The sequence below is a fragment of the Buttiauxella sp. JUb87 genome (assembly GCF_004361975.1).
In the GTDB taxonomy this organism is placed as follows: domain Bacteria; phylum Pseudomonadota; class Gammaproteobacteria; order Enterobacterales; family Enterobacteriaceae; genus Buttiauxella; species Buttiauxella ferragutiae.
In genome coordinates this window covers 16,653-32,326 of the sequence record NZ_SNVY01000014.1, presented here as the reverse complement: position 1 = coordinate 32,326, position 15,674 = coordinate 16,653, and the positions used below count along the sequence as shown (strand labels likewise).

General features: G+C 51.2%; 13 protein-coding genes. 10 read left to right on the top strand and 3 right to left on the bottom strand.

The window, feature by feature from the left end; all coding sequences use genetic code 11:
* Positions 1–60: 60 nt before the first annotated feature.
* The 3 genes from pldA (at position 61) to rhtC (ending at position 3,473) form a co-directional block, all read left to right on the top strand.
* Positions 61–930: a phospholipase A gene (gene pldA, locus EC843_RS23410; protein WP_064541503.1), complete on the top strand. Its 870-nt coding sequence runs from the start codon at positions 61–63 to the stop codon at positions 928–930.
* 30 nt (positions 931–960) lie between these two features.
* Positions 961–2,787: an ATP-dependent DNA helicase RecQ gene (recQ, locus tag EC843_RS23405; protein WP_064541501.1), complete on the top strand. Its 1,827-nt coding sequence runs from the start codon at positions 961–963 to the stop codon at positions 2,785–2,787.
* Positions 2,788–2,852: 65 nt separating this feature from the next.
* Positions 2,853–3,473, top strand: coding sequence for a threonine export protein RhtC (rhtC, locus tag EC843_RS23400; protein WP_064541498.1), 621 nt, complete (start codon positions 2,853–2,855; stop codon positions 3,471–3,473).
* Between the two features lie 69 nt (positions 3,474–3,542).
* On the opposite strand, the gene rhtB is transcribed toward rhtC, so the two are convergent.
* Positions 3,543–4,160, bottom strand: coding sequence for a homoserine/homoserine lactone efflux protein (gene rhtB, locus EC843_RS23395; RefSeq protein WP_133523139.1), 618 nt, complete (start codon positions 4,158–4,160; stop codon positions 3,543–3,545).
* A gap of 79 nt (positions 4,161–4,239) precedes the next feature.
* Between rhtB and pldB the strand changes: the two genes are divergently transcribed.
* The 3 genes from pldB (at position 4,240) to EC843_RS23380 (ending at position 7,079) form a co-directional block, all read left to right on the top strand.
* Entirely contained in the window at positions 4,240–5,232 is a 993-nt protein-coding gene (pldB, locus tag EC843_RS23390) for a lysophospholipase L2 (protein WP_064541491.1), read from the top strand.
* A gap of 28 nt (positions 5,233–5,260) precedes the next feature.
* Positions 5,261–6,067 (top strand): sugar/pyridoxal phosphate phosphatase YigL, encoded by an 807-nt coding sequence (yigL, locus tag EC843_RS23385; RefSeq protein WP_064541488.1) that lies wholly within the window; start codon positions 5,261–5,263, stop codon positions 6,065–6,067.
* Between the two features lie 112 nt (positions 6,068–6,179).
* Positions 6,180–7,079, top strand: coding sequence for a carboxylate/amino acid/amine transporter (locus EC843_RS23380; RefSeq protein ID WP_133523138.1), 900 nt, complete (start codon positions 6,180–6,182; stop codon positions 7,077–7,079).
* On the opposite strand, the gene metR is transcribed toward EC843_RS23380, so the two are convergent.
* The gene (gene metR, locus EC843_RS23375; RefSeq protein WP_064541480.1) at positions 6,967–7,920 is read right to left on the bottom strand and encodes an HTH-type transcriptional regulator MetR; all 954 of its coding nucleotides are present in this window, start codon (positions 7,918–7,920) and stop codon (positions 6,967–6,969) included. The genes EC843_RS23380 and metR overlap by 113 nt on opposite strands.
* Before the next feature lie 116 nt (positions 7,921–8,036).
* Here metR and metE point away from each other — a divergent pair, with 116 nt between their 5' ends.
* Positions 8,037–10,298, top strand: a complete 2,262-nt coding sequence (gene metE, locus EC843_RS23370; RefSeq protein WP_133523137.1) for a 5-methyltetrahydropteroyltriglutamate--homocysteine S-methyltransferase — start codon at positions 8,037–8,039, stop codon at positions 10,296–10,298.
* Positions 10,299–11,348: 1,050 nt separating this feature from the next.
* On the opposite strand, the gene EC843_RS23365 is transcribed toward metE, so the two are convergent.
* Complete coding sequence (locus tag EC843_RS23365; RefSeq protein ID WP_121814566.1) at positions 11,349–12,176, bottom strand: dienelactone hydrolase family protein; 828 nt, start codon at positions 12,174–12,176, stop codon at positions 11,349–11,351.
* 257 nt (positions 12,177–12,433) lie between these two features.
* Between EC843_RS23365 and udp the strand changes: the two genes are divergently transcribed.
* The 3 genes from udp to ubiE all read left to right on the top strand — a co-directional run bounded on the left by udp (position 12,434) and on the right by ubiE (position 15,667).
* On the top strand, positions 12,434–13,195 hold the full coding sequence (udp, locus tag EC843_RS23360) for a uridine phosphorylase (protein WP_034492150.1): 762 nt from the start codon (positions 12,434–12,436) through the stop codon (positions 13,193–13,195).
* Positions 13,196–13,330: 135 nt separating this feature from the next.
* Entirely contained in the window at positions 13,331–14,737 is a 1,407-nt protein-coding gene (gene rmuC, locus EC843_RS23355) for a DNA recombination protein RmuC (protein ID WP_133523136.1), read from the top strand.
* A gap of 174 nt (positions 14,738–14,911) precedes the next feature.
* Positions 14,912–15,667 (top strand): bifunctional demethylmenaquinone methyltransferase/2-methoxy-6-polyprenyl-1,4-benzoquinol methylase UbiE, encoded by a 756-nt coding sequence (ubiE, locus tag EC843_RS23350; RefSeq protein ID WP_133523135.1) that lies wholly within the window; start codon positions 14,912–14,914, stop codon positions 15,665–15,667.
* Positions 15,668–15,674: the final 7 nt, after the last annotated feature.

Below are 15,674 nucleotides of genomic sequence, written 5' to 3'. Positions count from 1 at the left end.
CTATGTAGAATGTGTCCGAGAAAATAATTTGAAACCTTTTTGTTCAGGAGAATATTGCCGATGCGCATGTTTCTGGGATGGCTATTGGCTGCCAGTCTGTTGCCAATGACGGCTTACGCACAGGAAGCCACGATTAAAGAAGTGCATGATAAACCTGCTGTTCGCGGCAGTATCATCGCTAACATGCTGCTGGAACACGATAATCCGTTCACACTGTATCCGTATGAAACCAACTATTTAATTTATACGGTCACAGATGACCTCAATAAAGAAGCGATCAAAAGTTACAACTGGTCTGATAACGCCAGAAAGGATGAAGTAAAATTCCAGCTTAGCCTCGCGTTCCCTATCTGGCGCGGTATTCTCGGCTCAAACTCGGTATTAGGTGCGTCGTATACCCAGAAATCCTGGTGGCAGTTATCAAACAGCGGCGAGTCTTCACCTTTCCGCGAAACTAACTACGAACCGCAGGTTTTCCTCGGTTTCGCGACCGATGAGTCCTTTGCGGGCTGGACATTACGTGACGTGGAGTTTGGTTATAATCACGACTCCAACGGTCGCTCTGACCCGACTTCCCGTAGCTGGAACCGTTTATACACGCGCCTGATGGCTGAAAATGGTAACTGGATGGTTGAAGTGAAACCGTGGTATGTCATCGGCGACACCGACGACAACCCGGATATCACCAAATACATGGGCTACTACCAGTTGCGCGTTGGCTATCAATTTGGTGATGCGATCCTGAGTATGAAAGGCCAGTACAACTGGAATACCGGTTACGGCGGCGCGGAATTTGGCTTTAGTTATCCGGTCACTAAGCACGTTCGCCTCTATACCCAACTTTATAGCGGCTACGGCGAGTCATTAATTGATTACAACTTTAACCAGACACGCTTCGGTGTCGGCGTTATGCTTAACGATCTGTTCTAAAAATTTGGCGGTTTTTGTGGTGGGGAAAGCGTGACACAGGCGGAAGTAATTAATCAGGCAGTGCTGGCCAGACAGGTTTTGCAAGATACCTTTGGCTATCAACAGTTCCGCCCGGGTCAGGAAACCATCATCGAAACGGTGCTGGAAGGGCGTGATTGCCTGGTTGTCATGCCGACTGGCGGTGGTAAATCACTGTGCTATCAAATCCCGGCCCTGGTATTCGGCGGGTTGACCGTGGTGGTTTCCCCGCTGATTTCCCTGATGAAAGATCAGGTCGATCAACTGCTGGCAAACGGCGTTGCGGCGGCCTGTCTTAACTCCACACAAAGCCGCGAGCAGCAACAAGACGTGCTCGCCGGTTGCCGCACCGGGCAGATTCGCCTGCTTTACATCGCACCAGAGCGGTTGATGATGGATAACTTCATCGAGCAAATCAGCCACTGGCACTTGTCGATGGTGGCGGTCGATGAAGCGCACTGCATTTCGCAGTGGGGCCACGATTTTCGCCCGGAATATGCGGCACTGGGCCAATTGCGCCAGCGCCTGCCGACGGTGCCGTTTATTGCCCTCACCGCTACAGCAGACGACACCACACGTGCTGATATTGTTCGCCTGTTAGGTCTGCAAGATCCGTATATCGAAATTAGCAGTTTTGACCGCCCAAATATTCGCTACATGCTGATGGAAAAGTTTAAGCCTCTCGATCAACTGATGCGTTACGTGCAAGAACAGCGCGGGAAATCCGGCATTATTTACTGTAATAGCCGCGCAAAAGTCGAAGACACCGCCGCACGCCTGCAAAGCAAAGGGATCAGCGCTGGTGCGTATCACGCCGGGCTTGAACACCAGGTGCGTGCTGAAGTGCAAGAAAAATTCCAGCGTGATGATCTGCAAATCGTGGTCGCTACCGTGGCATTCGGTATGGGCATCAACAAGCCCAACGTCCGTTTTGTCGCGCACTTTGACATACCACGTAATATTGAATCCTATTATCAGGAAACGGGCCGCGCCGGGCGTGACGGCCTGCCTGCGGAAGCGATGCTATTTTACGATCCGGCTGATATGGCCTGGCTGCGTAAATGCCTCGAAGAAAAACCCGTCGGGCAATTGCAGGACATCGAGCGCCATAAACTGAATGCGATGGGCGCGTTTGCTGAAGCGCAAACCTGCCGCCGCCTGGTACTGCTGAATTACTTTGGCGAAGGTCGCCAGCAGTCTTGCAGCAACTGCGATATTTGCCTCGATCCACCGCGCCGTTACGACGGGCTGATGGACGCGCAAAAAGCACTATCCTGTATCTATCGTGTCGGTCAGCGCTTCGGCATGGGGTATGTAGTCGAAGTGCTGCGCGGGGCGAATAACCAGCGTATTCGCGAATATGGGCACGACAAACTCAAGATCTACGGCGAAGGGCGCGATCATACGCACGAGCACTGGGTTAGCGTTATTCGTCAGTTGATTCACCTTGGTGTGGTGACGCAAAACATTGCTCAACACTCTGCGTTGCAGTTAACCGAAGCCGCTCGTCCATTTTTACGCGGTGAAGAACCTTTAATGCTCGCAGTGCCTCGCGTTGTGGCCATCAAATCGAAATCCAGCCCGAAAGTGTTCGGTGGCAACTACGACCGCAAGCTGTTTGCCAAGCTGCGTAAACTGCGCAAAGCCATTGCCGATGAAGAAAACATCCCGCCATACGTGGTATTCAACGATGCCACATTGATTGAAATGGCCGAGCAAATGCCGCTCTCGCCGGGTGAAATGCTGGGTGTGAACGGTGTGGGTACGCGGAAGCTTGAACGCTTTGGGCGCGAGTTTATGGCACTTATTCGTAGCCATGTCGACGGCGAAGATGAGTAGTAGCCAGCCCTGGCTGCAACTCGTATAGTTATTCTCCAAAATAATAATCCAGCGAGTTATTTCCTATGTTGACGCTTTTTCTGACCGTAGCGGTATTGCATATAGTTGCGCTGGTCACTCCCGGCCCGGATTTCTTTTTTGTTTCGCAGACCGCGGTGAGCCGTTCCCGTAAAGAAGCGATGATGGGCGTGCTGGGTATTACCGGTGGCGTGATGGTCTGGTCAGGTGTGGCGCTGCTCGGCCTTAACCTGATCCTCGAAAAAATGGCCTGGCTGCATAACATCATCATGATTGGTGGTGGCTTGTATTTGTGCTGGATGGGCTATCAGATGCTGCGTAGCGCACTGAAGAAAGAAAAGGTCACCCAGGAATTGCCAGCGGTCGAATTAGCACATGGCGGGCGCAGCTTCCTGAAAGGTCTGCTCACCAACCTGTCGAATCCTAAAGCTATTATTTACTTCGGGAGCGTGTTCTCGCTGTTTGTTAGCAATGATGTAGGAAGCGCTGAGCGTTGGGGATTATTTGTGATGATTGCGCTGGAAACTTTCGCCTGGTTTACCATCGTTGCCAGCTTGTTCGCACTGCCGCAAATGCGCCGGGGTTATCAGCGCCTTGCGAAGTGGATTGATGGTGTTGCCGGTGCATTGTTTGCCGGATTCGGCATCCACCTGATTATTTCCCGCTAATCCTTCCTTGTATACCCAAAATAATTCGAGTTGCAGCCAACACCCCTGCAACTTGAAGTATGACGGGTATTACTGGCGTGCTGAGGCGAGGAGTGCGCCAACCAACATAAACAGCGAACCAAACACGCGGTTCAACGCTTTCATCTGACGTGGCCCTTTAATCCAGCCCGCAATGCGTGTCGCAAGCCCCGCATAGCCAATCATCACAATAATATCGACCACCACCGTGGTGACACCGAGTATTAAATACTGCGCCGCTTGCGGCTGATTTGGTGCGATAAATTGCGGGAAAAGTGCCGCGAGAAAGACAATGCTTTTAGGGTTGGTGAGATTCACAAAAATCGCCCGTTTAAACAGGCGGCTACGTGGCTGGCTGGTGGCGAGCGTATTTAAATCAATCGCCCCTGCGGCACGCCATTGCTGAATACCCAACCAGACAAGGTAAGCGGCACCCGCCCATTTCAATATTTCAAATGCCAGCAGCGAGTGCGAAAAAATAGCGCCCAGTCCAATCCCCACCAACACGATATGAATCGCCAGGCCGGTTTGCAGCCCGGCAATGGACGCAGCCGCGCCGCGATAGCCGTGGCTGATGGCGGTGGTCATGGTATTAATCGCCCCAGAACCGGGGGAAAGACTCAGGATTATTGTGGTCACAAGATAGGTAAACCACCACTCAACACTCATGTGAAATTCCCTGAAAGAACACTTTTATGCCACAATACGCTATTGTTGATGAGCGTGCTACGAATCACAAAAAAGCGATATGACTCAGCATAAAAATGGATGGTCAAACAGGGAAAGCGCCTTTGCAGCTTTCACCACCGGTCCACTGATGGACTTCTGGCGGCAGCGCGAAGAGTGTGAATTTTCAGGCGTCGATGAAGTGCCGGTACGCTACGTACGCTTTCGCGCGCAGGATCATGACAGAGTGATTGTGGTTTGCCCTGGGCGTATCGAAAGCTACGTAAAATACGCTGAACTGGCTTATGACTTGTTCCACTGTGGGTTCGACGTTTTAATTATCGACCACCGTGGCCAAGGGCGATCCGGGCGAATGCTATCGGATTCACATCGCGGGCACGTGGCGAAGTTTAGCGACTATGTTGACGACTTTGACCGCTTTTATCAGCACGAAGTCGCCAATGGCCCGTGGAGAAAACGCTACGCTTTAGCGCACTCTATGGGCGGGGCAATTATCACCCTGTGGCTTGAAAAAAATTCACAATGCTTTGATGCCGTTGCGCTGTGTGCACCGATGTTTGGTATCGCCTTGCGCTGGCCTGACTGGATGGTGCGCCATATTCTTGATTGGGCGGAAGGCCATCAACGTATTCGCGAGGGTTATGCAATCGGAACTGGCCGCTGGCGCGCATTACCATTTAGCGTTAATGTCCTGACCCATAGCCGTGAACGTTACCGCCGCAATCTGCGTTTTTATGCTGATGAGCCAGCATTGCGGTTGGGTGGGCCAACGAATCACTGGGTAAGAGAAGGGATACTCGCAGGAGAACAGGTTTTAGCGGGAGCCACTGCTATCACCACGCCGATATTTATCCTGCAAGCAGAAGAGGAGCGCGTTGTTGATAACCGCGCGCATGACCAATTCTGTGAACTTCGAGCTGCGGCGGGCAACCCTTGTGAGGGGGAAACACCTTACGTCATAAACGGTGCGTATCATGAGATCCTGTTCGAAAAGGACGATATGCGAACCGAAGCGCTGAATGCCATCATCGCGTTTTTTGATCGGCATCGTTAATTTTCTTCACCAGAGGTTTACTAATCCTATGTACCATGTCGTTGCGTCTGACTTAGATGGCACGTTGCTGTCCCCCGACCACCTTCTGACCCCGTATGCTAAAGAAACGCTGAAACTGCTCACCGCTGAAGGCGTTCACTTCGTTTTCGCGACCGGTCGTCACCATATTGATGTCGGGCAAATCCGCGACAACCTCGAAATCAAAGCCTACATGATCACCTCAAACGGTGCGCGCGTTCACGATACAGACGGCAACCTGGTGTTCAGTCACGACCTTGATACCGACATCGCTCATGATCTGTTTGGTGTGGTGCATACCAATCAAGATATCGTGACCAACGTCTACCGTGGCGACCAGTGGTTTATGAACCGCCACCGCCCGGAAGAGATGAAATATTTTAAAGAAGCGGTGTTCAATTACAGCCTGTTTGAGCCTGGTTTGCTGGAATCCGATGGCGTCAGCAAAGTGTTCTTTACCTGCGATTCGCACGAAAAACTGCTGCCGCTTGAGCAAGCGTTAATTGCCCGTTGGGGTGACCGCGTCAACGTGAGTTTCTCAACCCTGACTTGCCTGGAAGTGATGGCGGGTGGCGTATCGAAAGGCCACGCACTGGAAGCGGTATCCAAAGCGATGGGTTATAGCTTGAAAGAGTGCATCGCTTTTGGCGACGGCATGAACGACGCTGAAATGCTCAGCATGGCGGGTAAAGGCTGCATCATGGGCAACGCTCACCAGCGCCTGAAAGACTTGTTGCCAGAGCTGGAAGTGATTGGTACCAACGCGGATAACGCCGTTCCACATTACCTGCGTAAAATGTTCCTCGGTAAAGATTAATTCGTGAAAAACGAGTGGTGAATTAATCACCACTCGTCAACCAAATAATTCAACTCCGCGTCATACCCTTCGCTACAATGGTGAATAAATTGCCTGTTGTAGAGACTTCATCGTGCCGTTACTCATCATCACCACTATTCTGTGGGCCTTCTCTTTTAGCCTGATTGGCGAATACCTTGCCGGGCATGTCGACAGCTATTTTTCCGTGCTGATGCGCGTCGGGCTTGCGGCGTTAGTGTTCTTGCCGTTCCTGCGTTTTAAAGGCTACAGCGTGAAAACACTGCTGCTTTATATGCTGGTGGGTGCGCTGCAACTTGGTGTGATGTACCTGTTTAGCTTCCAGGCTTATCTCTACCTCACCGTTTCGGAATTCCTGCTGTTTACGGTGATGACGCCGCTGTATGTCACGCTGATTTACGATTTGATAAGCGGTAATAAATTGCGCTGGGGATATGCATTGAGTGCAGGACTGGCGGTGATAGGTGCGGCGATTATTCGCTATGACAAAGTCAGCGATCACTTCTGGATTGGCCTGCTTTTGGTACAGGCGGCAAACATCTGTTTCGCCATCGGTATGGTCGGCTACAAACGCCTGATGGAAACGCGCCCGATGCCGCAGCACTGCGCATTTTCATGGTTTTATCTTGGCGCTTTTATGGTGGCGGTGACGGCATGGTTTGCGCTGGGGAACCCACAAAAGCTCCCAACGACCCATCTGCAATGGGGCATCCTGGTATGGCTCGGCGTGGTGGCATCCGGGCTGGGTTACTTCATGTGGAACTATGGCGCGACTCAAGTGGATGCGGGGACACTCGGCATCATGAACAACGTGCATGTTCCGGCAGGGCTGCTGGTTAACCTCGCCATCTGGCAAGAGCAACCCCACTGGCCGAGTTTCATTATTGGTGGGACGGTGATAATGGCTTCGCTATGGGTGCATCGCCGTTGGGTCGCTCCGCGTTCCGCACAAATGGCAGATGCTCGCACGCGTGTGAACGCGTCGAGCGAATAAACGCTTCCGTAGCTGGTTGGCGCTGTTCGCCATCGCGCACGGCGGCATACAACCGGCTCCACAATCCCTCGCCCAGGGTTTTGGTCACCACCAAACCCTGGCGTTCAACATTTTCCACCACCCAATGCGGCAGTGCGGCAATGCCCATGCGTGCTGATACCATCTGAATCAATAACAATGTGTTATCGACACTCTTCAGCGATGGGCTAACTCCAGCCGGTTGCAAGAAATGGCGCCAGATATCCAGACGTTGGCGCTGCACCGGGTAAATCAACAAGGTTTCGCTGCTCAAATCTTCAGGCTCAATACGCGTTTTGTTCGCCAGCGAGTGATCCGTGGCCAGCACCAGGCGCACTTCATAATCAAACATCGGCGAATAGTGCAGGCCACTGCGCGGCAGAATGTCCGAGGTTAAAACGATATCTAGTTCGCTCTGCTGCAAAGCAGGCTGTGGGTCAAACGTCACGCCTGATTTGAAATCCAAATCCACCAGCGGCCAGCTCTTGTGGAAGTTCTCCAGCGCCGGTGTCAGCCACTGAATACAGCTATGGCATTCGATGGCGATTCGCAGCGTAGTCTGATGTGGTTCGTTACAAGCCTGAAGGGCACGGCTTATTTGTGGCAGCACCTGTTCAGCCAGTTGTAACAGCACTTCGCCCTGCGGAGTAAAGCGCAGTGGCTGGCTTTTACGAACAAACAAGCGGAACCCAAGGCGCTGCTCCAGATCGCTGAACTGATGAGAAAGCGCCGATTGGGTTTGATGCAACGCGGCGGCGGCGGCGGCTAAAGAGCCGCAATTTCGTAACGCCTGTAGCGTCCGCAGGTGTTTGATCTCGATCATGAATGTCCTTCACTTCGGCATGAGCAAATTGCGCTTGAGGATTATACAGTACCTTTGCAAGATAGCGGTGTAAACATCTGGATGGCTAAATCTGAAAATTCATCAAGGGGCATAAAATGACAATACTTAATCACACCCTCGGCTTCCCCCGTGTTGGCCTGCGTCGCGAACTGAAAAAAGCACAAGAAAGTTACTGGGCGGGCAACTCCACTCAGGAAGAATTACTGGCGGTGGGCCGCGAACTGCGTGCCCGCCACTGGGAACAACAAAAAGAAGCGGGTGTGGAATTACTGCCTGTAGGCGACTTCGCCTGGTACGATCACGTTCTGACCACCAGCTTGCTGCTTGGCAATGTGCCGGCTCGTCATCAGAACGCGGACGGCAGCGTCAGTCTCGATACCCTGTTCCGCCTGGGCCGTGGCCGTGCGCCAACGGGTGAACCTGCCGCAGCCGCTGAAATGACCAAATGGTTTAACACCAACTACCACTACATGGTTCCGGAATTCACCCAAGGCCAGCAGTTCAAACTGACCTGGACGCAGCTTCTGGATGAAGTCGACGAAGCGCTGGCACTCGGCCACAACGTGAAACCTGTGCTGCTTGGCCCGGTCACTTATCTGTGGTTGGGTAAAGTGAAAGGCAAGCAGTTCGACCGCCTGAGCCTGCTGAAATATATTCTTCCGGTTTACCAGCAGGTGCTGGCTGAACTGGCAAAACGCGGTATCGAATGGGTGCAAATTGACGAACCAGCGCTGGTGCTGGAGTTACCGCAAGTTTGGCTGGATGCTTTCAAACCGGCTTACGACGCGCTGGCTGGCAACGTTAAGCTGCTGCTAACCACCTATTTTGAAGGCGTGACGCCAAACCTGAATACCATCACCGCGCTGCCTGTGCAGGGTTTGCACGTTGACTTCGTGCATGGCAAAGACGACATCAACGCGCTGCATCAGCAATTGCCTGCTGGCTGGCTGCTGTCAGCCGGCGTGATTAATGGCCGCAACGTCTGGCGTGCGGATTTGATTGAGAAATATGCGCAGCTTAAAGACCTGGTTGGTAAACGTGATCTGTGGGTTGCCTCTTCTTGCTCACTGCTGCACAGCCCAATCGACCTGAGCGTTGAAACACGTTTGGATTCAGAAGTGAAAAGCTGGTTTGCCTTCGCTCTGCAAAAATGTGCCGAATTGTCTTTGCTGACTGACGCGCTGAACAGCGGTAACACAGAAAAACTGGTTGAGTGGAGTGCGCCGATTCAGGCTCGCCGTCATTCACAACGCGTACATAATGCGGCAGTAGAACAGCGCCTGGCGACGATCACTGCGCAAGACAGCCAACGCCAGAACGACTACACCGTTCGTGCTCAGGCTCAGCGTCAGCGCTTCAATCTGCCAGCCTGGCCGACAACGACGATCGGTTCGTTCCCGCAAACCACTGAAATCCGTGGCCTACGCCTCGATTTCAAAAAAGGCAATCTGGACGCCAACAACTACCGCACCGGTATTGCTGAACACATCAAACAGGCTGTTGCTGAGCAGGAACGTTTAGGTCTGGACGTGCTGGTTCACGGTGAAGCCGAGCGTAACGACATGGTGGAATATTTCGGCGAACACCTCGACGGCTTCGTGTTTACCCAAAACGGTTGGGTGCAAAGCTACGGTTCTCGCTGCGTGAAACCACCGGTTGTTATTGGTGACATCAGCCGCCCGGAAGCTATCACGGTGGAATGGGCGAAGTACGCGCAATCCCTGACCGACAAACCAGTGAAAGGCATGCTAACTGGCCCGGTCACCATTCTTTGCTGGTCATTCCCCCGCGAAGACGTGAGCCGTGAAACCATCGCCAAACAAATCGCCTTAGCGCTGCGTGACGAAGTGGCAGACCTGGAAGCTGCAGGTATCGGCATCATCCAGATTGACGAACCCGCACTGCGCGAAGGTTTACCGCTGCGCCAGTCCGACTGGCAGGCGTATCTGGAATGGGGCGTGGAAGCCTTCCGCCTGAATGCCGCCGTAGTGCGCGACGACACGCAGATCCACACTCACATGTGTTACTGCGAGTTCAACGACATCATGGATTCCATTGCGGCGCTGGATGCAGACGTGATCACTATCGAAACCTCACGTTCGGATATGGACTTGCTGGAATCGTTTAAAGAGTTCGAATACCCGAACGAAATTGGGCCGGGCGTGTATGACATCCACTCGCCAAACGTGCCAAGTGTGGAATGGATTGAAGCATTGCTTAAGAAAGCGGCAGAGTCTGTTCCGGCTGAGCGCTTGTGGGTGAACCCGGACTGCGGGCTGAAAACCCGCGGCTGGCCGGAAACCCGCCAGGCGTTGGCAAACATGGTAAAAGCGGCACAGAACCTGCGTAGCGCTTGATTTTTTGCCCTCACCCTCACCCTAACCCTCTCCCTCAGGGAGAGGGTATTCGTACATACCGTCGACTCAGCCAATTATTGATATTCCTGCTCCGATCACCATCGTCAACCCTGGTTTATTTTTTCGATTTTCCAGTTTCTCGGGTCGATGGTCTTACAGAGTTCTAAATCGGTAACATAATAGGCGCCGAGTCTTTCCTGAGGGCAGTTGCTATAAGGTGAGAACATCAACCATATAGGGAGCAGGAATGCGATAATTAAAAATATAAGAAATGTGAAAACACTAAATGCCCCCCCAAATAGTACCAATAAATGTTTGCTTTGTTGGTGGTGCAACTCCTTTAGCAAAAAATACTCGCAGGGATAAAAATATAAAATAGATACAAAGGTGGATTGCGCCTACACAAGCGATGGATTTAGCATGGTAAACGATAATATCACCTTGTATATACAGTGAGTGTAGATCATTCATTGGTACGGAATAAACAATAAAGCTGATGCTGAAAGCAGCAATGCTACATTAGCGAACTTAATAATAATCCAACGTAAAATAGTCTCTTTACTCATTTTTTAGCTCGATGCATTAGAGAATAGATTGAAAAATAGCGACGTATGTTGGCTATTCCATTCCTTTATTCGCTGTTCTTGTTCGAGTGCAATGCGAAATTTTTCTTTTAGGCTGGCAGATAAACCCATTTCGTTATCTAACGTATTTAACCCTACATTTAGACCGATACCTATTGCAATAATAAAAAATGTTGTAAGAACTATTGGTGCACTTAACAAAATTGCAATGCCACCCACAAACTTTAATGTTTTTATTTTGTTCCCGATAATATTGAGATGCAACATTTTTATAAATGAATTATCAACAATGAAATATTTATATAATTAAGTGATAATTCATTGGTGGATGGTATGTATTGTCATGGCGGGAATGTAGTTTTCTATTTATTATTCTAATCAGAGTGACATGTTGTTTATCTCATTTACGCTATTTCCTTCATCCCTCCTTTGGTTAATACCCTGACCATGGCCAGGGTCGTATTCGTTACTTCTTCGCACCATAGCGTACGAACCACTGCAACATGCGTTGCCAGCCATCTTTTGCGGACTCTTCATGATAGCTCGGGCGGTAGTCAGCATTGAACGCATGGCCCGCTTCCGGGTAAACAATGATTTCTGCGTTGGCATTTGCGGCGCGCAGCGCATGACGCATGGTCTCCACAGTTTCAGGCGGAATACTGGTATCTTCTGCGCCATACAATCCCAAAACCGGCGCGTTCAAATTAATGGCAACGTCTACAGGGTAATGCGGTGAATTTAACGACTTTTCGCCGACCAGCTTGCCGTACCACGCTACCGCTGCTTTTAATTGAGGATTATGCGCGGCGTACAGCCAGGTAATCCGTCCGCCCCAGCAAAAGCCAGTCATCATCAGGCGATGAGCATCACCGCCGTTACGAGCCGCCCAATTGGCGACATGATCGAGGTCGGCCAGCACTTGTGCATCAGGTACTTTGGATACCAGCCCGCTGAATAAAGTTGGAATGTCGGCATACTCATTAGGATCGCCCTGACGGAAATAAAGCTCTGGCGCGATGGCGAGATACCCTTCCAGCGCCAGACGGCGGCAAATGTCGCGAATATGTTCATGCACACCGAAAATTTCCTGCACCACAATTACGATAGGCAAAGAACTTGCCGCGTCTTTTGGGCGGGCGTGATAAGCGGGCATATTCTCGCCCCGGGTGGGAATCGAGGTTTCCCCGGCCTGAATTGCGTCATCTGGGGTATGCAGTACTGTTGAAGCAGGTGGGGAGGTCGCTGGCGCAAAATTCCCGCCCGGCAAATGACCTGTGGCTTGTTCTTCTTTCATTAGCATTCTCCTTTTTGATTAGCGCAGTGCGATAACTATAGCCAGGATTTATTTAGGCTAATCTCCAGACTAAAATGTTTTCGCTGTCTGAAAAAGGAACAGGTAGCACGCTTAAATGTGACAGGTGTCACCAAAAAATATGAAATTGATGTAATTTGTTTCATTCAAAGTGAAATGCGTCACGAAATTTTTTGCAGGGGTTCTGTAAAGTACCTTCTTGAGGCGCAAGCCAATCTATTCAACGCAGGAGTTCTGTTATGTCCAAGTCTGATGTTTTTCACCTCGGCCTAACCAAAAGTGATCTGCAGGGGGCAACACTTGCCATCGTCCCGGGCGATCCTGAGCGAGTTGAAAAAATCGCTGTGCTGATGGACAAGCCGGTCAAACTGGCTGCCCACCGTGAATTTACTACCTGGCGTGCGGAATTAGACGGCAAGCCAGTTATCGTGTGCTCTACCGGTATCGGCGGCCCGTCTACTTCAATCGCTGTGGAAGAACTGGCACAACTGGGTATTCGTACCTTCCTGCGTATCGGGACGACAGGCGCTATTCAGCCGCATATTAATGTTGGTGATGTTCTGGTGACCACCGCGTCTGTGCGCCTTGACGGTGCCAGCCTGCACTTTGCACCAATGGAATTCCCGGCAGTTGCAGATTTTGCTTGTACCACCGCACTGGTTGAAGCCGCGAAATCTATCGGCGCGACCACGCACATTGGCGTGACGGCATCTTCTGATACCTTCTACCCGGGTCAGGAACGCTACGACACCTTCTCAGGCCGCGTTGTTAACCGCTACAAAGGCTCCATGGAAGAATGGCAGCAGATGGGCGTGATGAACTACGAGATGGAATCTGCGACCCTTCTGACCATGTGTGCAAGCCAGGGCTTGCGTGCGGGTATGGTTGCTGGTGTGATTGTAAACCGTACTCAGCAAGAGATCCCGAACGCTGAGACCATGAAGAAAACCGAAAGCCATGCGGTGAAAATCGTCGTGGAAGCGGCTCGCCGCTTAATCTAGTTTCCCCAAAGCCGGTGCAAGCCGGCTTAATTTTTACGCTTTGCGTAACACCTCGCAGGAAATCCCTTTTCATCTGGACATTTATACAGCAGAATTTTATTTTGCTGGGGTTTGGCATGGCTTGTAGGAGTGACTGTGGATCTTTCTATTTTATTCGGCATCGGCGTTACGCTGGTGGGGGTTTTGACGGGTTGGTTGCTGGCAAGTTTGCGGGCTGCCGGGCGGCAATCCGCACTGCATGAAGAACAACGAGAAATCTACGGCGAACTGACTGCGGCCCGGCAAGAGTTGCAGCAAAATCAGCACTGGAAAGCGGAGTGTGAGCAGCTTAATCGCGAGCTACGCACCCAGCTCGAAATCAACAGTGCGCAAGAAGCTGATATTCGCGAACTCTCCACATTGCTGGAACAAACCCGCCTGAATGCCGATGACAAACATCGCCAGATGCTCAACAGCGAGCAGCGCCTCAGCGAACAGTTTGAAAACCTCGCTAACCGTATTTTTGAGCAAAGTGGCCGCAAAGTTGAAGAACAAAACCGCCAGAGTTTGAACGGATTACTGTCGCCGCTGCGTGAGCAACTGGATGGTTTCCGCCGCCAGGTTCAGGAAAGCTTTGGCCAGGAGGCTCGTGAACGCCACACGCTGACCCATGAAATCCGCAGCCTGCAACAGCTGAATGCCCAAATGGCGCAAGAGGCACTGAATCTCACCAAAGCCCTGAAAGGGGATAACAAAACTCAGGGCAATTGGGGCGAAGTGATCTTGACGCGGGTGTTGGAGGCGTCAGGTTTACGCGAAGGTTATGAATACGAAACACAGGTGAATATTCAGCTCGAAAATAACAGCCGTATGCAGCCTGATGTGATCGTGCGTTTGCCACAGGGTAAAGATGTGGTGATCGACGCCAAGATGACGTTAGTGGCCTACGAACGTTATTACAACGGTGACGATGAACTGACCCGTGAAAGCGCCCTCAACGAACATATTGCCGCCATGCGTAACCATATTCGCATGTTGGGCCGTAAAGATTATCAGCAGTTGCCGGGGTTGCGTTCGCTGGATTATGTATTGATGTTCATTCCTGTCGAACCTGCGTTTTTACTGGCAATTGACCGCCAGCCTGAACTCATCAGTGAAGCGCTCAAAAACAACATCATGCTGGTCAGCCCGACGACCTTGCTGGTGGCGCTACGAACCGTTGCCAATTTGTGGCGTTATGAACACCAAAGCCGTAATGCGCAACAAATTGCCGAACGCGCCAGTCGCCTGTATGACAAAATGCGCCTCTTTGTTGATGATATGTCTGCGATAGGCCAAAGCCTGGATAAAGCCCAGGATAACTATCGGCAGGCGATGAAAAAACTCTCATCAGGCCGTGGAAATATCCTCATCCAGGCCGACGCATTTCGCGGTCTGGGCGTTGAGGTTAAACGTGAGATTAATCCTGATTTAGTCGAACAGGCCAGACTTGAAGAAGGCGATAATATCGAGCGCCATGAGCATGAAAACGACGAAGAGAAGAATATGGAAAACAGTTTGTAGCGAGAATAACTCGAGTTGCAGGTAGGCGGCAAAGGAACAAATCCCCAGGAGCTTACTAAAGTAAGTGACTGGGGTTTGTGAGTGCAGCCAACACCCCTGCAGCTTGAAGCATAGGGCTTTAGGGCTCATTCTGTTACACTTCACGAACATTTTTTTGGACAAGCAGGCATTGAGATGGTTGAAGAATCCCAGGAAACAACACACTTTGGCTTCCGCACAGTAGCAAAGGAACAAAAGGCCGATATGGTGGCCCATGTGTTCCACTCTGTGGCCGCAAAATACGACGTGATGAATGACCTGATGTCATTCGGCATCCATCGTATCTGGAAGCGTTTTACCATTGATTGCAGTGGTGTTCGCCGTGGTCAGCGCGTACTGGATTTAGCTGGAGGCACCGGTGATTTAACCGCTAAGTTCTCCCGTCTGGTTGGCGAAACGGGCGAAGTGGTTCTGGCGGATATCAACGACTCAATGCTGAAAATGGGGCGCGAAAAACTGCGCAACATCGGTGTGGTTGGCAATGTGAACTATGTTCAGGCTAACGCTGAAGCCTTGCCTTTCCCGGATAACTTCTTTGACTGCATCACTATCTCTTTCGGCCTGCGTAATGTGACCGATAAAGAAAAAGCACTGCGTTCAATGTACCGCGTATTAAAACCAGGTGGTCGTCTGCTGGTTCTGGAATTCTCCAAACCGATTATCGAACCCCTGAGCAAAGCCTACGATGCCTATTCTTTCCATATTTTGCCGCGTATCGGTGAAATTGTTGCACAAGATGCCGAAAGCTACCGTTACCTGGCTGAATCTATTCGTATGCACCCGGATCAAGAAACATTGAAAGCGATGATGGAAGAGGCTGGCTTTGAAAATACCACCTACTTCAATCTGACCGCTGGCGTGGTTGCACTGCACCGTGGTTATAAATTCTGACAGGGAA